This is a genomic window from Xanthomonas sp. NCPPB 1638 (assembly GCF_041475635.2).
Classification (GTDB): Bacteria; Pseudomonadota; Gammaproteobacteria; order Xanthomonadales; family Xanthomonadaceae; genus Xanthomonas; species Xanthomonas cucurbitae.
Window position 1 is genome coordinate 3,955,771 of the sequence record NZ_CM192984.1, and the last position, 19,583, is coordinate 3,975,353.

Genomic DNA, 19,583 nt, shown 5'->3' on the forward strand with positions numbered 1-19,583 from the left:
AATCGGGAATCGGGAATCGTAAGAGCATGCCGCGGCGAGACGTGGCGTGCATCGGGTTCCCACTGCGATGGACGAGTCGACCAGCTCAACGTTGCGGTCGGCAAGACGCCGCTGTTGCCCGAGCAGTGGAGTGTGGATCTAGAGCTGCACATCGCCCTTGCTGCAATGCAAATGCTCACGCCCAGCCATAGCGGATCAGATGGAAGAACACCGGGGCGGCAAAGCACACCGAGTCCAGCCGATCGAGTACGCCGCCGTGGCCTTCGATCATATGGCCCCAATCCTTGATGCCGCGATCGCGTTTGATCGCCGACATCACCAACCCACCGAAAAAGCCCATCAGATTGGCCACCAACGCCAGCCCGAATGCATGCCAGGGCGCGAACGGGGTGATCCACCACAGCGCCATGCCGAGCAGGCTGGCCGACAGCACGCCGCCGATGAAACCTTCCACGGTCTTGGACGGCGATAGCTTCGGTGCGATCAGGTGCCGGCCGGCCAGCTTGCCCCACACGTACTGCAACACGTCGGAGGACTGCACCACGATCACCAGGAACGCGATCAGCAGCAGGTTGCGCCCGGCATAGCCGGGGATCTCCAGGTTCAACAGGGCCGGTACGTGCGAGATGCAGAACACGCAGATCATCAGGCCCCATTGCACCTTGGCGGTGCGCTCCAGATAGCGCGTGGTGTCGCCGCCGATGGTGGCCAGGATCGGCAGCACCAGGAACGCGTAGACCGGAATCAGCAGCGTGTACATGCCGTACCAGCCGGTCCACACCAGCCCGTACTGCCAGGGCAGCACGATGTAGAACGCCGCCAGCAGCGCGTAGTAATCGCCACGCCGGGTAGGCGTGAGGGTGATGAACTCGCGCAGCGCAAACAGCGACACCAGCGCAAACAGCCCGATCACCCCGGCACGGCCGAACACGAAGGCAATGCCCACCACCGCCGCCATCACCCACCAGGCGCGGATGCGCGCCACCAGGTTGTCCAGCACCGCGCTGGGGGTTGCGCGTGCGCGCCAGCGCAGGGTTTCGGAAATCAGCGTGGCAATCACCAGCACCAACGCAATGCCGGTGAACAACCATAGCGTCTGCTGATGCATCGACGACTGCTGCAACTGCCCGCTGTACAGAGACAGGCTCATGCGCGCGCCTCCAGCTGGTCCGGCGACAACGCCAGCAGCGCCTCGCGCGCCCGCGCCAGAAACGCGTGCTTGTCTTCGTCGGCCTCCAGCCGCAACGGTGCACCAAAGGTGGTGGTGCACAGCAGCGGCAGCGGCAGCCACTTGCCCTTGGGCATCACCCGCTTGAGGTTGTCGATCCACACCGGCACGAACTCCAGTTCCGGCCGTTGCCGCGCCAGGTGATACAACCCGCTCTTGAACGGCAGCACGCCTTCGTCGGGATTGCGGGTGCCCTCGGGAAACAGGATCAGCGAATCGCCGGCATCCACGGCATCGCATAGACAGTCGATCGGGTCGCGGGTGCGCCGCGTCGCATCGCGCTCGATCAGCACGCCATTGAACACCGCATGGATCAGATAGCGCCGCAGCGCAGTGCGTTGCCAGTAATCGGCCGCAGCCACCGGACGCACTTCACGGCGCAGGCTGGCCGGCAACGACGACCAGATCAGCACGAAATCGCCGTGGCTGGCATGGTTGCCGTAATACACACGGCGCTCGTTGGAGGGCGCGCAGCCACGCCACAACGCACGTGCACCGGTGAGCGTGCGGATGGCGCCGCTGCAGGCGCGTGCGATCAAGCGGGCAATCATGTCTGCTCCAATGTGCGCACGAGCGTGCGCCGCCGTAACACCACCGTCAGCAACGCACCGGCGATCAACACCGCCAACGCGCCGACCAGCACCCAGGCCGCACGGTGCGGCTGGCCCATCCACTGCGCCGGCATGGCCTGCAACGCCTCGTGCTGGCCGGGTCCTTGCGCGCTGCTCATCGGAAGATCCTCAAGGCCAATGCCGCCGCAAACAGCAGCAGTTGTCCCATCACGCTTGCCAGCTGCCAGCGCAGCAGGCGGCGCATGCCGTTCCAGCGCGCTGCCCAATCGCAGGGGGATGGCCGTGCCGCCACCAGGCCAACGGCGTGCAGTGCCGCATCCAGCTGCTGCGCGGCGTCCTGCTCACTGCCGCCAACGTGCCCGAGATGCGCAATCGTGCCCTCCAGCAGGTCTGCATCCAGGCCCACCCGAAACGCCCAGTAGCGCTGCACCACGCCGGCCATGGCGCTCAATGCATAGCTGACCTGGATCAACGGCGGCGCGTCGGCCACGCCGAGCAGGGCGATCGCCGCCGCCAGCAGCACCAGCGAAAAGCGATCCAGCGCTGCGCCCTGGCGCAGCACGGCGCGCATGGTGGACAGCGTCATCGGGGAGGTGGTCATTGTGGTCTCCGTTCGGGCGTAAGGTCGTCGCTGTCATGGCCGCCGCATGCCGCCACGATGGCCGCGCGATGGGCATGCCCAAGCACGATCCTCCGGCGCACCGCGCGCAGCTGCGCAATGGCCGCATCCACGTCGCGGGCGCGGCCACTGCGCACCAACCAGCTTGCAACGCTGGCCGCACTGCGCGAATAGCCCAGCGCGCAACACACCAGCACCGCCCCCTGGGTGCGGGCGGCGTCGATGGCATCGGCGGCGGCCGCTAGGCGGGCCGGCGGCGGCGCCACCAGATCCAGCATCGCAATGACCTGGTCGTGCGGGCGTGCCGCGTGCAGCGACAGTTCGGCGCTGAGATCCACCACGGCAGCAAACCCGGCGCGCTGTGCGGGCAGCGGAATGCGGCCCAGCCAGACGTCATCGCAGACCACGCGCGGGAGCGGGTCGCGGCGCGTCCACGCCCGCGCATTGCACCAGGCGGCCAGCAGATACGGCGCGAACAGCCAGCGCGCGGCCAGGCTCAGGCGCCCGTCGCTGCGTTTTTGAAAACCGAGCGGGCCAAGCGCTGCGTAGTTCAGCGCGACCAGACCCAGCGACAGGCTCAGCCACAGTGCCCACCACCCGGCGCCGCCGATCGCTATCGCCAGCGCCGTGCTGATGAGCGCGCCCGTCAGGTACGCCGCAGCCAGCTCCCAACGACGTGCCTGCCGCGCCGGCCGCGCCTGTGCGAAGGGCGCGGCAATGCGCTCCGGCCACAGCCACACGCATAGCCAGCCCGCCGCCAGCCCGGTGGGAATGTCCAGGAAATGATGCTGATACGTGGTCAGCACCGACACCCCGATCAGCGCGAACCAGCCGTGCAACAGCCAGCGCCACACACCGGGCAACTGCTGCACATAGCGCACCCACAACACCACCAGCAGCACGATGTGCAGCGATGGCGCCTGGTTGAAGGGTTTATCGAAGCCCAGCAACACCGCGAACAACCAACCGAAGACGCCGTCGGTGTCCGGCCGCACGAAGCTGTAGCGCAACGGCCACAGCAAAAAGCAGGCCACGCAGACCAGCTGTGCACTGAGCAGGCGCAGCGCGTGCGTATCCAGTTCGCGCCGGGTGCGGCAGACGAAGAACGAGGCGGCATAAAACAGATCGATCGACCAGTACGGCACGATGGTCCACGGCCAGAACGGCATGCCGTGTTCCCAGTCGAACACCACCGAAGGCACGCCGCCCGCGCGCCCGGCCAGGGTATTGGCCAGGCCGTAGCTGAGGAAGAAGAACGGCCCCAGCACTGCCAGCCACAGCGCGGCACGGCCGGTGGGGCGCGCGCCTGGCGTCATGCCGGGATCCGCTGCGCCAGCGACACGGTGAAGATGCCGAATGCATCGATGCGCTGGTCCAGCTTGGCAAACCCGGCCGCTTCCACCAGCCCATCCATCTCCTGCTGGCTGCGCCGGCGCATCACCCACGCCACGCCATCGCGATGGCTGGTGAGCGCGCGCGCGATGAACTCCAGCTGCGGATGCCAGGGCTGGCCGGTGTAGAGCAGATAGCCACCCGGCGGCACTGCGGTGGCCAGGCCGGCGAGCGAACGCGCCACCTGGTCGTTGTCGGCAAACAGCTCGTACAGGCCCGACACCACCGCCAGGGTCGGCGCCGGCTGCACTGCCGCCAATGCCGCCGGGTCGAAGGCATCGCCTTGTTCGAAGCGGGCGATATCGTCCGCGCCCAGCGTGCGGATCAAGGCACTGCCCTGGGTCACGTTGAGCGGGCTGAAGTCGCGCAGCACGATCGCATCGGCACGTTGCGCGCCGCTGCCCAGCGCTTCCAGCACGTAGCGGCCATGGCCGGCAGCCACGTCCAGCACGCGCACCGGCTGGCCTGTTTGGCGCAGGCGGCTGGCCGCATCGCGCAGCAACTCGCCCAGGTGCGCGCCACGGATGCGAATGCCGCGCCAGCCGATCGTATCGAGATAATTGCGGTCGATCAGGCGCCCGAGCGGGCCGCGTCCACGCGCCTGGTTGCGATAGATGTAATCCAGCGTGCTGCCGGAGTCGAAACCGGTCTGCAGGCCGAGCGCGATGCCCTCGGACAGCGTTCCTCCCAGGCGCAGACCCGCCCGCACGCCGCGCCAGCGCAGATCCTGCAGGCTGTTGCGTTGCGGCGGCCAGGCCAGCCGCTCGGCTTCATCGAAACTGGGCCCGGCACGGTCCGCATCGCGCAGGTCGGCGCGTACCGGCGGCTGTTCAAAGCGTGCCTGCACGAACGCGCGGATCGGCGCGATCGCCAACGCGCGGTCGCGCTCGCCCAGGGTGTCGTGGAAGAACCCGGGCAACCAGTGCCGCTGCTTGATCGGCGAGCGTAGGTTTTCGTAGAAGCGGTCCTGCGGGCTGCGATGCACCACCAAGTCCGCGCCGGAGACCAGCAACTGGGTCGGCACGGTGATCGCCTGCGCATCGGCCACCACGCGATCTGCGGCCGCGTACAGGCCCAGCAGCACGCGCACCGAGATCGGGCGGGTGATCAACGGATCGCTGCGGTAGCTTTCCGCGCGCTGCGCGTCATGCGTCAACCACTGCGGCTTGACGTAGCTGTTGACGAAGAAATTACCGCGCAGCGCATGCATCATGCGTCAGCCCTGCGCGTGCGAATGGCACGTACAGCTTGACCTTGAACGCCGGCGAGGCCAGCACCAACGCGCGCAAGGGCGGTGCGTAGTCGTGCACCCAGGTCGCCGCGACCACCGCGCCCACGCTTTGTGCAATCACTGCGATGTCTTGCACCGCAATACCATGCGCGCTACCGAGATGGGCGATGAAACTGTCCAGGTCGCGCACCAGCGCCTCGAAGCCCGGCGCATCGCCGCGCGCGCCCGGCGAGCGCCCATTGCCCCGCGCATCCCAGGCGAAGAACTGCGCATCGGGCAGATCCAGCTCCTCGGCCAAATGCATCACTCGGCCGGAATGCTCATGCCCGCGATGCAGCAGCACCACCGCCTTGGGCGCGGCGCCTGCCGCCGCTGCCGGCCAATGCCGATAAAACAGCCAGGCACCATCGAAACTGGCGAACTGCCGCTCTACAACCTCACGCATGGAATCATCCTGAAAAACAACAGTGGTGGTGCAGCGGTCGCGCCGATGATGGTGCGGGCGGAGAGTTTCTGGGCCAGCGCGGCCCGCTCAGCCGGCCGGCGCCTGCGCCAGCCCGGCATGCACCCGCCGCCCTACCGTGGCCAGGCAGGCAACGCACAGCGCCATGGCAACCCAGGTGACGCCACGCGGCCCCAGCAGGCCACAGGCCAGGCCCAGCCCCACCACGCCAATGACGAAGGCACGGTCGCTCTTGCCCATCGGCCCGTCGTAGCGGCGGCTGGCACCGACCATCAGCCCGAGCACGCCGGCGTATTCGGTCAGCGCGGCCAGCAGTGCGAACAGCCACAGCCAGTGCGCGCCCACGCCCGGCACACCAAGCAGGCTCAGGTACAGCGCCGCATCGGCCAGCACGTCGCACAGTTCGTTGAGGTAGGCGCCCAGCCGCGATTGCTGGCCGAACTCGCGCGCCAGCATGCCGTCGATGGCATTGAGGCCCATGCGCAGCAGCATCCACACCGGCAGCAGCAGATACAGCCAGGGCCAGTGGGCGCCGGCGCGGTAGACCACCGCAGCCACCAGCAGCGACACCGCTGCCGCGGTGAGCGTCACCTGGTTGGCGGTGATGCCGCCGCGGTAGAGCGCGCCCACCATGGGCCGCAGCAGCGCCTGGAAGCGTCCCTTCAATGCATAGATCGAGGCCATACGGGGGTGTTGAGTCCATTCGGGCGCTGACGCAGCCTACAATATCGGCTGCCCCGCTTCGACATCCCCCACCGATGGCCACTGATTTGCTGCCCGTGCGCCGGGCCCTGCTCTCCGTTTCCGACAAGACCGGCCTGCTCGACCTGGCCCGCGCGCTGGCGGCGCGCAACGTCGCGCTGCTGTCCACCGGCGGCACCGCCAAGGCGATCCGCGAGGCCGGCCTGCCGGTCACCGACGTGGCCGATCTCACCGGCTTTCCAGAAATGATGGACGGCCGCGTCAAGACTTTGCACCCGCTGGTGCACGGCGGCCTGCTGGGCCGTGCCGGCATCGATGAAGCCGTGATGGCCGAGCACGGCATCGTGCCGATCGACCTGCTGGTGCTGAACCTGTATCCGTTCGAGTCGGTCACGATGCAGGCCGATTGCACCCTGGCCGATGCGGTGGAAAACATCGACATCGGCGGCCCGGCGATGCTGCGCAGCGCGGCCAAGAACTTCGCGCGCGTGGCCGTGGCCACCGATCCGGCGCAATACGCCGACCTGCTGGCCGAGCTGGACGCCAACGACGGCCAGCTCTCGGCCGCCAAGCGCTTTGCGCTGTCGGTGGCCGCGTTCAACCGCGTGGCGCAGTACGACGCGACGATCAGCAACTATCTCTCGGCGGTGGCGGACAGCGCCGAAACCGTGCCCACGCGCAGCCCGTTCCCGGCGCAGATCAACTCCAACTTCATCAAGGTCATGGACCTGCGCTACGGCGAGAACCCGCATCAGTCCGGCGCGTTCTACCGCGATCTGTATCCGGTGCCGGGCACGCTGGCCACCTTCCAGCAGCTGCAGGGCAAGGAACTGAGTTACAACAACCTGGCCGATGCCGATGCGGCGTGGGAATGCGTGCGCCAGTTCGACGCGCCGGCCTGCGTGATCGTCAAGCACGCCAATCCCTGCGGCGTGGCCGTGGGCGCGGCCTGCGGCGATGCCTACGAGCTGGCCTATGCCACCGACCCCACCAGCGCCTTCGGCGGCATCCTGGCCTTCAACAAGACCCTCGACGCAGCGACGGCGAAAGCCATTCTGGATCGCCAGTTCGTCGAGGTGCTGATCGCGCCCGACTACGAGGCCGGCGCGCTGGAATACGCCACCAAGAAAGCCAACGTGCGCGTGCTCAAGATTCCGCACGGTAATGGCCTCAACAACTACGACACCAAGCGGATCGGCTCGGGCCTGTTGATGCAATCGGCCGACAACCGCGGCATGTCGCTGGGCGAGTTGAGCGTGGTCACCCAGCGCGCGCCCAGCGAGGCGGAACTGGGCGATCTGCTGTTCGCCTGGCGCGTGGCCAAGTACGTCAAGTCCAACGCGATCGTCTACGCCAAGGACAGCCGCACCATTGGCGTGGGCGCCGGGCAGATGAGCCGCGTGGTCAGCGCCAAGATCGCCGCGCTCAAGGCCGAGGAAGCCAAGCTCACGGTGGCCGGCTCGGTGATGGCCTCGGACGCGTTCTTCCCGTTCCGCGATGGTATCGACGCTGCGGCTGCGGCTGGCATCAAGGCAGTGATCCAGCCCGGCGGCTCGATGCGCGATGGCGAAGTGATCGCCGCTGCCGATGAACACGGCATCGCGATGGTGTTCACCGGCGTGCGGCATTTCCGGCACTGACGTGTCGGGAATGGAGAATCGGGAATCGGGAATCGCAAGAGCGGCTCTCCAGATGCCGCTCCACACCGTACGGCCTGCAGGATCAAAGACTTTGCTATTCCCCATTCCCTATTCCCCATTCCCGGCACTCAAATGAAAATTCTCGTCATCGGCTCCGGCGGCCGTGAACATGCCCTGGCCTGGAAGATCGCGCAGTCCCCGCGCGTGAGCGAGGTGCTGGTGGCACCCGGTAATGCCGGCACTGCCACGGAAGCCAAATGCCGCAATGTCGCGATCAAGGTCGACGACCTGGACGGCCTGCTCGCCTTGGCGCAACGCGAAGATGTCGCGCTCACCGTGGTCGGGCCGGAAGTACCGCTGGTGCTGGGCGTGGTCGATCGCTTCCATGCCGCTGGCCTGCGCATCTTCGGGCCCACCGCCAAGGCCGCGCAGCTGGAAGGCAGCAAGGCCTTTGCCAAGGACTTTCTCGCCCGCCACGGCATTCCCACCGCGTATTACGCCGTGCATACCGACGTGGACGCGGCACTAGCCTACGTGCGCGAGAAAGGCGCGCCCATCGTGGTCAAGGCCGATGGTCTTGCTGCCGGCAAGGGCGTGATCGTGGCGATGACCCTGGCCGAGGCCGAAGACGCGGTGCGCGACATGCTCTCGGGCAATGCCTTTGGCGATGCCGGCGCGCGCGTGGTGATCGAGGAATTCCTCGATGGCGAAGAAGCCAGCTTCATTTCCATGGTCGATGGCAGCCACGCCTTGCCGATGGCCACCAGCCAGGACCACAAGCGCGTCGGCGATGGCGACACCGGCCCCAACACCGGTGGCATGGGCGCCTACTCACCGGCGCCGGTAGTGACGCCGCAGGTGCATGCACGGGTGATGCGCGAGGTGGTCGAGCCCACCGTGCAGGGCATGATTGCCGACGGCGTGCCGTTCACCGGGTTTCTCTACGCCGGGCTGATGATCAATGCGCACGGCGCGCCAAAGGTGATCGAATTCAACGTGCGCTTCGGCGACCCGGAGACCCAGCCGGTGATGCTGCGCCTGCAGTCAGACCTGGTGGATCTGGTCGAAGCGGCCATCGACGGCACGCTCGACCGCACGCAAGCGCAGTGGGATCCGCGCCCATCGCTAGGCGTGGTCATCGCCGCCAAACCCTATCCGGGCACGCCGGTCACCGGCGAAGTCATCCAGGGCCTGGACGCAGTGCCTGGCAGCGCCAAGGTCTTCCACGCCGGCACCGCGCTCGACGCCGACGGCCAGGTACTCAGCGCCGGGGGCCGCGTGCTATGCGTAGCCGCGCTCGGCGACAGCGTGCAGGACGCGCAACGCACCGCCTATGCCGGCCTACAACCGATCCATTGGCCCAACGCCTTTCATCGCAGCGACATCGGCTGGCGTGCAATTGCGCGCGAGCGTGGCCAATAAGTTGGGAAGCGTTCCACTGAAAGAAATTCGGATCTGGCTGATCGGCAGTCAGCTGACAGCGACTGGCAAGCCACTACACGTTGTCCAAGTGCCTCGAATACACCACGCTGCACCTGCTTTCATAACGACTGATTACGCGCGGAGTCCGCAGCATGAAGATTGAGTCAATCAGGCTAAGGAACTTCAAAGCATTTCGCGACGTGCACTTGAAGGACATGCCCTCGTTCCTCGTCGTCGTTGGCGCCAATGGATCAGGCAAGAGTACGTTGTTCGATGTATTCGGCTTCCTCCATGACTGCCTCAAAGGCAACGTTCGGCAAGCGTTGGACAAGCGGGGGCGTTTCCGAGAAGTTCTCAGCCGCGGGTGTGATCCCACCACCGATTCCATCTTGATCGAACTTCAGTACCGGATGGAAATAACCGGTGTCGAGCGATTGGTCACCTACTCAATCGAGATTGGCGAAGACAACGGAATCCCCATAGTACAGAGGGAACTATTGCGCTACAAACGCGGACGTTATGGCAGTCCCTATCATTTCTTGAATTTCTCCAAAGGTGAAGGCTATGCCATCACCAACGAAGAAGACTTCAAGAAAACCGATGAAGAACTGGACAGGGAAAGTCAGAAAGTCGCCGCTGACACGCTTGCAATCAAGGGCCTTGGCCAATTCGAACGTTTCAAAGCTGCCAACGCTTTTCGGCAATTGATCGAAAACTGGCATGTTTCTGATTTTCACATCAGCGCAGCGAGAGGACGCAAGGAAGCGACCGGCGACTCTGAACACCTGTCGGAAAGCGGCGACAACTTGCCGCTAGTTGCGCAATACATGAATGAACGTCATCCGGATGTATTTCGACGCATCCTGGACATCATGGCGCGTCGCGTCCCGGGAGTCGCCTCGGTCGAACCCAAGCTGATGGACGACGGTTATCTGACGCTACGTTTCCAGGACGGTTCTTTCAAGACCCCTTTCCTTGATCGTTACGTGTCTGACGGCACGATCAAAATGTTCGCCTATCTGGTCCTCCTCTACGACCCCTCCCCTCATCCGCTGCTGTGCGTCGAGGAGCCAGAAAACCAGTTATACCCACAACTCATGACCGAACTGGCCGAAGAATTTCGCATGTATGCGGAACGTGGCGGCCAGGTGTTGGTCTCCACGCACTCGCCTGACTTTTTGAATGCCACCGAACTCGACGAGGCCTGCTGGCTGGTGAAGCGAAATGGTCGAACCGAGGTCCATCGCGCGCGTGACAATCAACAAATTGCCAGCTACGTGAATGAAGGCGACCAACTTGGTTATCTGTGGAAGCAAGGATTCTTCGAAGGAGTCGACCCGCAATGAGGGAGCTGGTATTTCTCTTGGAAGAGCCTTCTGCCCGGGCCATGTTGGAAAGCTTGCTGCCGCGACTCTTGTCAAGCGACATCCAATATCGGCTTATTGCGTTCGAAGGAAAGCAAGATCTTGAAAAACAAATTGAACGCCGTATCCGTGGCTATCAGAATCCGCTCGCCCGATTTGTCATACTGAGAGACTTGGACAGCCACCCAGACTGCCGAGCGGTAAAGCAGAATCTTCTGGAACTTTGCAGGCGTTCCGGAAAAATTCAATGCTGTCTTGTTAGAATTGCGTGCACGGAGCTTGAGACCTTCTACTTAGCAGATCTCGCGGCGGTTGGCATGGCCTTACAGATGGAGCGGCTTTTCTCCTATCAAAATAACCGTAAATTCAGATCCCCAGATGCGCTTGGCAATCCGAGTAAAGAGCTTAAATTCATCACAGGTAGTCGATATCAAAAAGTGGCTGGCTCGCGGGAGATTGGGAAGTATCTTCAATTAGACAATGCTCGCTCTGCGAGCTTTCGCAACCTAGTGACTGGTGTCAAACGAATGGAAGCCGAACTATTGACTGCCCTGGGCTGAAGATACGAAGTTACTGATGGGAGTTCGCGTCCCTACAGGCTCCAACCGATCCATTGGGCTAGCGCTTTAAGCGATATCGGACGGCACACGAACGAGCGCAAACGCGCGATGTAAGTCAGAGCATGCGCGAAGCGCGTGGGTAGGCCACCTACTGACAAAGGACTAGCCGGCCTGTACACCGATGGCGCGCCCCTGCGGCAATAATGTCCGGGCACGCTTTCCCTTCAACAGACCGTGGCCACCACCTCCTTCGAATCCCGCCTCAGCCGCTTGTGGGCCCATGAAAAGGCCAGCTACGGACTGCGTGTGTTCATTGCGCTGGCGGTGGCGATGGGCGTGTGCTGGCACTGGCAACAGCTCACTGCGGTGCCGGCGCTGTTCCTGGGCATCATCGCCAGCGCCATTGCCGAGACCGATGACAACTGGCTGGGACGTACGAAATCGGTACTGTTGTCGTTGCTGTGTTTTGCCGCTGCCGCCGCGGTCGTGACGCTGTTGTTCCCCTACCCGCTGCCCTTCGTGATCGGCATGGCGCTGGCCACGTTCTCGCTGACCCTGCTGGGCGCACTGGGCGAGCGCTATGCCTCCATCGCGCAGGCCACGGTGGCCTTGTCGATCTACGCCATGATCGGCATGGACCAACACGGCAGCCACGATCCGCGCATTGCCTGGCAGGGCGCGGCGTTGTTGATGATCGGGGCCGGCTGGTACGGCGTGCTGTCGATCTTGTGGACCATCCTGTTCGCCAACCGCCCGGTGCGCGAGCGGCTGTCGCGGCTATTCTTCGAACTGGGCCTGTATCTCAGGCGCAAGGCCGATCTGTTCGAACCGGTGCGGCAAAGCGACCTGCATGCGCGCCGGCTCGCACTGGCCGAGCAGAATGCCCGCGTGGTGGCTGCGCTCAATGCTGCCAAGACCGCCATCATCAGCCGCTTCGGCCGTTCGGGCCGGCCGGGCGTGCAGTCGGGCCTGTATTTCCGGCTGTATTACATGGCACAGGAATTCCACGAGCGCGCCAGTTCCTCGCATTACCCGTATGAAGCGTTGACCGACGCGTTCTTCCACAGCGATGTGCTGTACCGCTGCCAGCGCCTGCTCGCGCTGCAAGGCAAGGCCTGCGCGGCGCTGGGCGAAGCGATCCGCCTGCGCCAGCCATTCGACTACGGCGACAACAGCCGCCTGGCCACCGACGACCTGCGCCAGTCGCTGGATTACCTGCACGCGCGCGCTGATCCCGCGCTGACACGCCTGCTGGGCGCGCTAGAACTGTTGGTCGTCAACCTGCAGACCATCGAACGGCGCTTGTCCGAAGCAGCGCAGTCGGACTCTACCAGCGACCAGATCGATACGCGCCTGCGCGATTCTTCGCCGCATACGTTGCGCGACATGGCCGCGCGCCTGAGCCAACAACTCACTCCCGGCTCGCTACTATTCCGGCATGGCCTGCGCATGGCCATCGCACTGGTAGTGGGCTATGGGGTGATGCACGTCATCCATGCCGATCACGGCTATTGGATCCTGCTCACCACCGCGTTCGTCTGCCGCCCCAACTACGGCGCCACCCGGCTGCGGCTGGTGCAACGCATCGCCGGCACCTTGATCGGCCTGGTCGCCACCTGGGCACTGATGCAGTTATTTCCCAGCACCGAAGTGCAGCTGCTGCTCGCATTGGTGGCCACCCTGGTGTTCTTCATCGCGCGCACCGACCGCTACATGCTGGCCACCGCCGGCATCACGGTGATGGCGCTGTTCTGCTTCAACCTGCTCGGCAATGGCTTCGTGCTGATCTGGCCGCGCCTGATCGACACCGTGATCGGCTGCGCCATCGCCGCGGCGGCCTCGTTCCTGATCCTGCCCGACTGGCAGGGCCGCCGCCTCAATCAGGTGATGGCCACGGTGCTGGCCAGCTGCGCGCGGTATCTCACCCAGGTGCTGGAGCAATATGCCAGCGGCATGCGCGACGACCTGCCCTACCGCATCGCGCGCCGCGACATGCACAACGCCGATGCCGCGCTCTCGGTAGCGCTGTCCAACATGCTGCGCGAGCCGGGCCGCTACCGGCGCAACCTGGAAGCGGGGTTCCGCTTCCTGGCGCTGTCCAACACCTTGCTCGGCTATCTCTCCGCACTGGGCGCGCACCGCGCCGCACTGGAGGGCGAACACGATGCCGCCATCGCCCGGGCCGGCGAGTATCTGCAGCGCGCGCTCGGCGCGCTCGCCACCGCATTGGGCCAGCACCAACCGCTACCGCTGCACGACGAACGCGAAGCACTTGCCATGGCCGAAGCGCTCGAACAGCATGCCGTGCAGCTACCGCCCAAGCAGCGCCTGGTGCGCGACCAACTGGCGTTGACCCTGCGCCTGCTGCCCACGTTGCGTGCTGCAGCGCTGGCCGTCACCGATGCACCGGGCGAAGGTGCAGCCCCCCTGGCAGTGAACAAGCTCTAACGGTCATGGCGAAGGCCGCCTGGACGTGATCCTCATGGGGCCGGCCCGCACCGGCGGCGGTGTCGGCGCAGCGCCTGCCGCTGCACCACGAACCGCTTGCGCTGATCGTGACATCCAGCCGCCGCTTTGCCGCACGCACGCGGGTGGCGCTGCCGGGCTGGTGGCCGGCGCCGGTGTGCGCGGCATCTCGCTGTGGCCTTCGCGCAGGCCGGGCTGGGTCAGCGCCCGCAAACGAACCGCCAGGTCGGCATCGCGCACGCTGCATCGCGATCCACCTGCGCACCGTCCAAGCCTGCTAGGCTGCGCGCGTTCGCAAAGGAAACTGCATGTCCGGTCACAGTCAGTTTGCCCTGCTCAGGCAGCGCCGCTTCTTGCCGTTCTTCGCCGTCCAGGCGCTGGGCGCGTTCAACGACAACGTGTACCGGCAGGCCATCATCGGCCTGCTGTTCTACCTGGGCATCGACGCGGCGCAGCGCACGCTCTATACCAACCTGGCACCGGCGCTGTTCATCCTGCCGTACTTCCTGTTCTCCGCACTGGCCGGGCAGATCGCCGAAAAGCTGGAAAAACAGCGGCTCATCGTCATCACCACCACGATGGAGATCGCCATCATGTCGCTGGCTGCGGTGGGCTTCATCACCGAAAACATGGTGATCCTGCTGGTGGCCCTGTTCTGCACCGGGCTGCAATCCACGCTGTTCGGGCCGGTGAAGTATTCGATCCTGCCCTCGGTGCTCAAGCCCGAGGAACTCACCGGCGGTAACGGCCTGGTCGAGATGGGCACTTCGATCTCGATCCTGTGCGGCATGATCTTCGGTGGCTTGATCTTCCAGATCGCCGGCAGCCATGGCCCGGAGGCGGCGGCCACCGCGGTGATCGTCATCGCGCTCACCGGCAACCTGGTGGCGCGGCTGGTACCGCGCGTCGATGCCGGCGCGCCGGACTTGCAGATCAACTGGAACCCCATCCCCGAATCGCGCGCCATCATGCGCCTGACACGGCGCACGCCGGCAGTGCGCAACGCGGTGCTGGGCGTGTCGTGGTTCTGGTTTGTCGGCACCGTGCTCACCGCGCAGTTGCCCACCTACGCGCAGCTCAACCTCGGCGGCCAGCAGGACCTGTACGTGTTCGCTCTGGCGCTGTTTTCGATCGGTACCGGGGTGGGGTCGTTGCTGTGCGAACGGCTGTCCGGGCGTACCGTGGAAATCGGCCTGGTGCCGCTGGGCGCGTTCGGCATCAGCGCGTTCCTGCTGGACCTGTATTTCGCCCGTCCCGGTGCCGCGCCGGCCACCGGCCTGTCGATCGGCCTGTTCGTGCAGCAAGCCGGTAGCGTGCGGCTGATCGTGGACCTGGTCGGCGTCGGCCTGTTCACCGGCCTGTTCGTGGTGCCGTTGTTCGCGCTGATCCAGAGCCGCACGCCCAAGGCCGAACTCTCGCGCGTGATCGCCGGGCTCAATATCCAGAACGCATTGTTCATCGTGGCCGCGGCGGTGATCGGCATCGCGCTGCAGCTGCCGCAAGTGATGCTGTTCGGGCAGCGCATTCCGATGCCGGGGCTGAGCATCCCGCAGGTGTTCCTGGCGCTGGCGATCGCCAACACGCTGGTGGCGCTATGGATCTTCACCCTGGTGCCCGAGTTCCTGATGCGCTTTCTCAGCTGGGTGCTGGTGAGCGTGTTGTACCGGCTGCGCGCGCGCGACATCGACACGCACGTGCCCGACGACGGCGCCGCATTGCTGGTGTGCAACCACGTTAGCTACATGGATGCGCTGATCCTGTCGGCGGTGATCCCGCGACCGGTGCGCTTTGTCATGTACTACAAGATCTTCCGCATTCCGGTGATGCGCTGGATCTTCCGCACCGCCAAGGCCATCCCGATCGCCGGCGCGCGCGAAGATCCGGCACTGATGCAGCAGGCCTTCGACCGCATCGATGCCGCGCTGGCCGATGGCGAGCTGGTGTGCATCTTCCCCGAAGGCGCGTTGACCAAGGATGGCGAGATTGCCGCCTTCAAGTCCGGTGTCGAGAAAATCCTGCAACGGCGCAGCGTGCCGGTGATTCCGATGGCCCTGCGGGGCATGTGGTCGAGCATGTGGAGCCGGCGCGACACGCGGCTGGGACGCATGCGCGTACCGCGTCGGATGCGCGCGCAGATCGAGGTGGTTGCCGGCCCCGCCATCGCCGGCGACCAGGCCAGCGCCGCGCTGCTCGAACAACAGGTACGCACGCTGCGTCAGGAGCGTCCCTGAGCCACCCGGCGCAAGCTTTACGTCCATCGCGCACCGCGAGTAGCCTGTGCGCCTTTGCACGCTTGACCGCCGCGTTCGCCAAGCGGGCGCGGCAGTTTGTACCGGGGGACGTCGTCGTGCGCAATCGTTTGCCGTTATTTACCACCCAAGGAGCTTCACCATGAGTGCCATTCCGCCGCCGATCCAACCACCTCCCACCATGTCGTCGCCGCCTCTCCAGCCGATCAGGAATCATCTGGTCTGGTCAATCGTCATGACGGTGCTTTGTGTGCTGATCTGCTGTTCGTGCTGGAGCATTCCCGGCATCGTGACCGGCATTGTGGCGATTGTTTTTGCTGCGAAAGTAAATCCGCTGCTCAACGCGGGAGACATTCAGGGCGCCATCAAGGCCTCAAGTACCGCGAAAGTCCTCGCCTGGGTGACGACCGCGATCTTTGCGCTTGGACTGCTCCTGTGGCTGGTTTCAATCGCCAGCCTTGGTGTAGACGGCTATAGAGCAAAAATCCTCGAAATGCAGCAACAAATCGAGAGTTCAAGGTAAGCGTGTCCAAAAGACTGCTCTATCTCTCGTTGGCACCAGCTGCAATGGCAGCTGGTGTCGGCACATGGATTTTTTGGAAATTTGATCCAAACCTACCCGGCAATCCGTTTCCTCCCTGTCCCTTCCATGCACTCACGGGTCTTTACTGTCCTGGATGCGGAATTACCCGCGCGCTTCATGCGCTGGTGCACGGGGACTTGGTCACAGCGCTTGGAATGAATGCACTGGCAGTCGGGCTATTGGCACTGGTACCGTTTGTCGTGCTCTGGCACCAGGGCTGGCAACCCGCCATATTCCGGCCCATGGCGCGCGGATTGAGTTCACCGTGGCTTTGGATCACGCTACTGCCCGGATTTTGGATTGCACGCAATCTGCCTTGGTTTCCATTTACGCTGCTTGCGCCGGGGTGATCGCTTCCGCATGTTGAGGGCGTGAGACAGCAATGGATAAGAACTCTTGCATCTCAGCACGTCTACGCAGGCAAAGACCGGTGGATCCACCTTGATTGACTGAGAACAATCGGCAGGTCGACGCCACGTGCAAGGCGCACCCATAGCGCTACCGCACCCAACCTGCAATCACCAGCAACGCCAGCACCACCATCCACAGCAGCAGCACGCGCCACACCAGGCTCATGGCATCACGCACTTCCGGCAGGCGGCGCCACACCGGCACCAGGCCCGAGTAGGTGTAGTCGTGGGCTTCGTCGCGCAGCTCGGCACTGACGCTGGCACGCGCCACCGCGCCCAGGAAATGCGGCTCCAGCGTCCAGCGGTTGCCGTGCGCTTCGCGCCAGGCCCGGAATACGGTGTCGAAATTGCCCACCAGCGCCATCGACACCGTCATCGACTGCGCCACCGGCCATTCCAGCGCAGCCAGCAGCCAGCGCGCTCCAGCCAGGTTGCGCGGCGGCAGCAGCACCGCCAACGGGCTTTCCACCGCCAGGGCGATCAGCCGATACAGCACCGCACCGAACGGCCCCAGCAGCAGGAACCACCACAGCACCGCGAACCAGCGGCGCAAGCCATTGACCACCACCGCTTCCACCAGCGACGGCGCATCTTCATGCACGCTGCCCCCGGCCGCCTGCAGATGCGAGATCGCCTCGCGGCGCGCGGCAGGCGCATCGGCATCGATCACCGCTTCCACATCGCGGTCCAGGTCGCGCGGCCCCCAGGTCCAGGCCAGTACGGCCATGCCGAACAACAACGCCAGGAAACCGTGCCACACATCGTCCAGAACCCATTGCAGCAGCACCACCACGACCAGCACCGGCAACAGCGCCAGCAGTACGCCGTAGCGGCCCTGCCACGCACCGTTGTCGGCTGCGGCGCTGTCCAGCCGGCGCAGCCACCGCGCGAACCAGTCGAAGCGCCGCAGCCTGGCCACCTGGGCCGGCACCAGATGCCCCAGGGCGAGGGCGACAACGACGGCAACCAGGGTCGTGAACATGGATTTCCTCCTCAACCGAGTCTAGACGAGCGCAACCAGCGCCCATGCAACCGCCCCGCCGCGTGATGCCCCCTGCTGACGGCCAGGTGCGTCAGCGGCGCATGGACGCCGGCCCCGCTACGGTGGCAGCGGCGATGCAAGTGCTCAGCCATGCGTGCGATGCCAGTGTTCGATCAGCGCGCGCGCAATCGAAATGGCCGGCGGCAGCCCGATCCCCTCCTCGCCGCCACGCCCTTCCAACGCCGCACCGATCTCGGCATGGCCCACCCAACGCGCATCTTCAAGTTCGCCGGTGACCTGCGGCACCTCGCTGGCCGCCGCATGCGCGGTGAAGCCCAGCATCAACGCGCCGGGAAACGGCCAGGGCTGCGCGCCGAGATAGCTGCAGTGCTGGATCCGCACGCGGGTTTCCTCGTGCACCTCGCGCGCCACCGTCTGTTCCAGCGACTCGCCCGGCTCGACGAAGCCGGCGATCACCGAATAGCGCCGCGGTGCCCAGCTGGCCTGACGGCCCAGCAGCAGCCGTTGCCCGTCGCTGACCGCCACGATGATCGCCGGGTCCACGCGCGGGTAGTGTTCGGCCTGACATTGCGTGCAGTGCGCGATGAAGCCGGCGCGGCGAAACACGATCACGCCGCCACACACGCCGCAGTAGCGCGTACGTGCCTGCCAATGCAGCATCGCCCGCGCATACGACGCCACGGTCGCGATCTCCGCAGGCCATTCGGCCGCCGCCTGACGCAGGTCCACGCGCTGCGGCGCCGTCACCGCCAGCGGGTCGGCCGACAGGCAGAACCACCCCTGGCCATCGCGCAGGCCCAGGAAGATCGCCGCCTCCGGGCTGTCGGCAAGTGCCGCACCCTGTAGCAACAACGGCTGGCCCTGGGCATCGGCCAGGGCGGTGCCCTTGGCATCGATCAGCAGCACGCGGGCCTGCGGCCACAGGTGCGCCAACGCTGCAGGATCGTCACGCAAGGCATCGCCGCGATCGAGCGGCGCGTGGGCGAAGGCAAACGCGGACAATGGAGAGGAAGGCGCTGACATCGACGCAAGCCTGCCGACAATCGGCAGTACCCGCAACCGTGGTGCAAGCAATGACCGCCTCTGTCGCGGTGCCTGTTCAGCCACAGCGCGCCATGCAGGCGGGGGAACACGGCGACGCTGGCGCAGGATCACCACCGCAGCGATGACGGCCCGCCTCGCCTCGACGACGAAGCCATCCCTGCGGCAGTGCAGCGGGCCAGGCAAGCGACCCCTGCACGCGCTGCGCAGCCATGACCGACGCGGTCGCCGGCCGAAGAAGGTACATCAGACGCTGAAGCTGCTCCCACACCCGCAGGTGGTCTTGGCATTGGGGTTGCGGATCACGAACTGCGCACCGGTCAGGCTCTCGGTGTAGTCCACTTCGGCGCCCATCAGATACTGCAGGCTCAGCGGATCCACCAGCAGCGTCACACCGTCGGTGGCCACGGCCAGATCGTCTTCGGCCCGATTCTCGTCGAACTCGAAGCCGTACTGGAAGCCGGAACACCCACCGCCCTGGATGTACACGCGCAGGGCCAGGTCGGCGTTGCCTTCTTCCTGGATCAGCTCGCGCACCTTGGCGGCGGCAGCGCCGGAAAAGTTCAACGGCCGGTCGATGGACTGGTAGTCCGGCGCCGGTGCGGCAGTGGGAAGCGAGACGAGAGTGCTCATGCCGT

The 19,583-nt window shown here is 65.2% G+C and carries 17 protein-coding genes and 2 pseudogenes; 9 read left to right on the top strand and 10 right to left on the bottom strand.

The window, feature by feature from the left end; genetic code table 11:
- Positions 1-175: 175 nt before the first annotated feature.
- From ACCQ13_RS17055 to ACCQ13_RS17085, 7 genes and pseudogenes are all read right to left on the bottom strand, one after another.
- On the bottom strand, positions 176-1,150 hold the full coding sequence (locus tag ACCQ13_RS17055; protein WP_167526954.1) for a phosphatidate cytidylyltransferase: 975 nt from the start codon (positions 1,148-1,150) through the stop codon (positions 176-178).
- On the bottom strand, positions 1,147-1,779 hold the full coding sequence (locus ACCQ13_RS17060; RefSeq protein WP_159407626.1) for a lysophospholipid acyltransferase family protein: 633 nt from the start codon (positions 1,777-1,779) through the stop codon (positions 1,147-1,149). The genes ACCQ13_RS17055 and ACCQ13_RS17060 overlap by 4 nt, the downstream gene beginning before the upstream one ends.
- Positions 1,776-1,958, bottom strand: coding sequence for a hypothetical protein (locus tag ACCQ13_RS17065; RefSeq protein ID WP_372372313.1), 183 nt, complete (start codon positions 1,956-1,958; stop codon positions 1,776-1,778). Before ACCQ13_RS17065 ends, ACCQ13_RS17060 begins: the two co-directional genes overlap by 4 nt.
- Complete coding sequence (locus tag ACCQ13_RS17070; protein WP_159407627.1) at positions 1,955-2,401, bottom strand: hypothetical protein; 447 nt, start codon at positions 2,399-2,401, stop codon at positions 1,955-1,957. The genes ACCQ13_RS17065 and ACCQ13_RS17070 overlap by 4 nt, the downstream gene beginning before the upstream one ends.
- Positions 2,398-3,735 carry a phosphatase PAP2/dual specificity phosphatase family protein gene (locus ACCQ13_RS17075; protein ID WP_104604056.1) on the bottom strand — a complete coding sequence of 446 codons (1,338 nt, stop codon included), beginning with the start codon at positions 3,733-3,735 and terminating at the stop codon, positions 2,398-2,400. Before ACCQ13_RS17075 ends, ACCQ13_RS17070 begins: the two co-directional genes overlap by 4 nt.
- Positions 3,732-5,487, bottom strand: a pseudogene (locus tag ACCQ13_RS17080) (bifunctional alpha/beta hydrolase/class I SAM-dependent methyltransferase). Before ACCQ13_RS17080 ends, ACCQ13_RS17075 begins: the two are co-directional and overlap by 4 nt.
- 87 nt (positions 5,488-5,574) lie before the next feature.
- Positions 5,575-6,189 (bottom strand): CDP-alcohol phosphatidyltransferase family protein, encoded by a 615-nt coding sequence (locus ACCQ13_RS17085; RefSeq protein ID WP_104604058.1) that lies wholly within the window; start codon positions 6,187-6,189, stop codon positions 5,575-5,577.
- 74 nt (positions 6,190-6,263) lie between these two features.
- On the opposite strand from ACCQ13_RS17085, the gene purH reads away from it, so the two are divergent.
- The 9 genes and pseudogenes from purH to ACCQ13_RS17130 all read left to right on the top strand — a co-directional run bounded on the left by purH (position 6,264) and on the right by ACCQ13_RS17130 (position 16,841).
- Positions 6,264-7,847, top strand: coding sequence for a bifunctional phosphoribosylaminoimidazolecarboxamide formyltransferase/IMP cyclohydrolase (gene purH / locus ACCQ13_RS17090; RefSeq protein ID WP_104604059.1), 1,584 nt, complete (start codon positions 6,264-6,266; stop codon positions 7,845-7,847).
- Between the two features lie 132 nt (positions 7,848-7,979).
- Entirely contained in the window at positions 7,980-9,269 is a 1,290-nt protein-coding gene (gene purD, locus ACCQ13_RS17095; RefSeq protein ID WP_104604060.1) for a phosphoribosylamine--glycine ligase, read from the top strand.
- Between the two features lie 152 nt (positions 9,270-9,421).
- Positions 9,422-10,615, top strand: a complete 1,194-nt coding sequence (locus ACCQ13_RS17100) for an AAA family ATPase (RefSeq protein ID WP_159407628.1) — start codon at positions 9,422-9,424, stop codon at positions 10,613-10,615.
- A complete protein-coding gene (locus tag ACCQ13_RS17105; RefSeq protein ID WP_104605325.1) occupies positions 10,612-11,193 on the top strand; it encodes a DUF4276 family protein in 582 nt (193 codons plus the stop codon). The genes ACCQ13_RS17100 and ACCQ13_RS17105 overlap by 4 nt, the downstream gene beginning before the upstream one ends.
- 234 nt (positions 11,194-11,427) lie before the next feature.
- Positions 11,428-13,641 carry a YccS family putative transporter gene (gene yccS / locus ACCQ13_RS17110; RefSeq protein ID WP_159407629.1) on the top strand — a complete coding sequence of 738 codons (2,214 nt, stop codon included), beginning with the start codon at positions 11,428-11,430 and terminating at the stop codon, positions 13,639-13,641.
- Between the two features lie 7 nt (positions 13,642-13,648).
- Positions 13,649-13,872: pseudogene (locus tag ACCQ13_RS17115) on the top strand (LysR family transcriptional regulator); the annotation flags it as partial.
- A gap of 95 nt (positions 13,873-13,967) precedes the next feature.
- Positions 13,968-15,890 carry an MFS transporter gene (locus tag ACCQ13_RS17120; RefSeq protein WP_104605321.1) on the top strand — a complete coding sequence of 641 codons (1,923 nt, stop codon included), beginning with the start codon at positions 13,968-13,970 and terminating at the stop codon, positions 15,888-15,890.
- Positions 15,891-16,050: 160 nt separating this feature from the next.
- Entirely contained in the window at positions 16,051-16,431 is a 381-nt protein-coding gene (locus ACCQ13_RS17125; RefSeq protein WP_104605319.1) for a CD225/dispanin family protein, read from the top strand.
- Between the two features lie 44 nt (positions 16,432-16,475).
- Positions 16,476-16,841: a DUF2752 domain-containing protein gene (locus ACCQ13_RS17130; protein ID WP_167527019.1), complete on the top strand. Its 366-nt coding sequence runs from the start codon at positions 16,476-16,478 to the stop codon at positions 16,839-16,841.
- Between the two features lie 148 nt (positions 16,842-16,989).
- On the opposite strand, the gene ACCQ13_RS17135 is transcribed toward ACCQ13_RS17130, so the two are convergent.
- The 3 genes from ACCQ13_RS17135 to erpA all read right to left on the bottom strand — a co-directional run bounded on the left by ACCQ13_RS17135 (position 16,990) and on the right by erpA (position 19,578).
- Positions 16,990-17,883 (bottom strand): cobalamin biosynthesis protein, encoded by an 894-nt coding sequence (locus tag ACCQ13_RS17135; protein WP_159407630.1) that lies wholly within the window; start codon positions 17,881-17,883, stop codon positions 16,990-16,992.
- Positions 17,884-18,027: 144 nt separating this feature from the next.
- Positions 18,028-18,927: an NAD(+) diphosphatase gene (gene nudC, locus ACCQ13_RS17140; RefSeq protein ID WP_104605313.1), complete on the bottom strand. Its 900-nt coding sequence runs from the start codon at positions 18,925-18,927 to the stop codon at positions 18,028-18,030.
- A 264-nt stretch (positions 18,928-19,191) separates the two neighbouring features.
- Positions 19,192-19,578, bottom strand: coding sequence for an iron-sulfur cluster insertion protein ErpA (gene erpA / locus ACCQ13_RS17145; protein ID WP_064507548.1), 387 nt, complete (start codon positions 19,576-19,578; stop codon positions 19,192-19,194).
- Positions 19,579-19,583 lie beyond the last annotated feature (5 nt).

Excerpts from the sequence above, each read along its gene's own strand:
- ACCQ13_RS17085 (WP_104604058.1), bottom strand. The coding sequence starts at position 6,189 with ATGGCCTCGATCTATGCATTGAAGGGACGCTTCCAGGCGCTGCTGCGG.
- ACCQ13_RS17075 (WP_104604056.1), bottom strand. The coding sequence starts at position 3,735 with ATGACGCCAGGCGCGCGCCCCACCGGCCGTGCCGCGCTGTGGCTGGCA.
- ACCQ13_RS17125 (WP_104605319.1), top strand. The coding sequence starts at position 16,051 with ATGAGTGCCATTCCGCCGCCGATCCAACCACCTCCCACCATGTCGTCG.
- purD (WP_104604060.1), top strand. The coding sequence starts at position 7,980 with ATGAAAATTCTCGTCATCGGCTCCGGCGGCCGTGAACATGCCCTGGCC.
- ACCQ13_RS17135 (WP_159407630.1), bottom strand. The coding sequence starts at position 17,883 with ATGTTCACGACCCTGGTTGCCGTCGTTGTCGCCCTCGCCCTGGGGCAT.
- ACCQ13_RS17130 (WP_167527019.1), top strand. The coding sequence starts at position 16,476 with ATGGCAGCTGGTGTCGGCACATGGATTTTTTGGAAATTTGATCCAAAC.
- purH (WP_104604059.1), top strand. The coding sequence starts at position 6,264 with ATGGCCACTGATTTGCTGCCCGTGCGCCGGGCCCTGCTCTCCGTTTCC.
- ACCQ13_RS17065 (WP_372372313.1), bottom strand. The coding sequence starts at position 1,958 with ATGAGCAGCGCGCAAGGACCCGGCCAGCACGAGGCGTTGCAGGCCATG.
- nudC (WP_104605313.1), bottom strand. The coding sequence starts at position 18,927 with ATGTCAGCGCCTTCCTCTCCATTGTCCGCGTTTGCCTTCGCCCACGCG.
- ACCQ13_RS17060 (WP_159407626.1), bottom strand. The coding sequence starts at position 1,779 with ATGATTGCCCGCTTGATCGCACGCGCCTGCAGCGGCGCCATCCGCACG.
- ACCQ13_RS17055 (WP_167526954.1), bottom strand. The coding sequence starts at position 1,150 with ATGAGCCTGTCTCTGTACAGCGGGCAGTTGCAGCAGTCGTCGATGCAT.
- ACCQ13_RS17120 (WP_104605321.1), top strand. The coding sequence starts at position 13,968 with ATGTCCGGTCACAGTCAGTTTGCCCTGCTCAGGCAGCGCCGCTTCTTG.
- ACCQ13_RS17100 (WP_159407628.1), top strand. The coding sequence starts at position 9,422 with ATGAAGATTGAGTCAATCAGGCTAAGGAACTTCAAAGCATTTCGCGAC.
- ACCQ13_RS17105 (WP_104605325.1), top strand. The coding sequence starts at position 10,612 with ATGAGGGAGCTGGTATTTCTCTTGGAAGAGCCTTCTGCCCGGGCCATG.
- ACCQ13_RS17070 (WP_159407627.1), bottom strand. The coding sequence starts at position 2,401 with ATGACCACCTCCCCGATGACGCTGTCCACCATGCGCGCCGTGCTGCGC.
- erpA (WP_064507548.1), bottom strand. The coding sequence starts at position 19,578 with ATGAGCACTCTCGTCTCGCTTCCCACTGCCGCACCGGCGCCGGACTAC.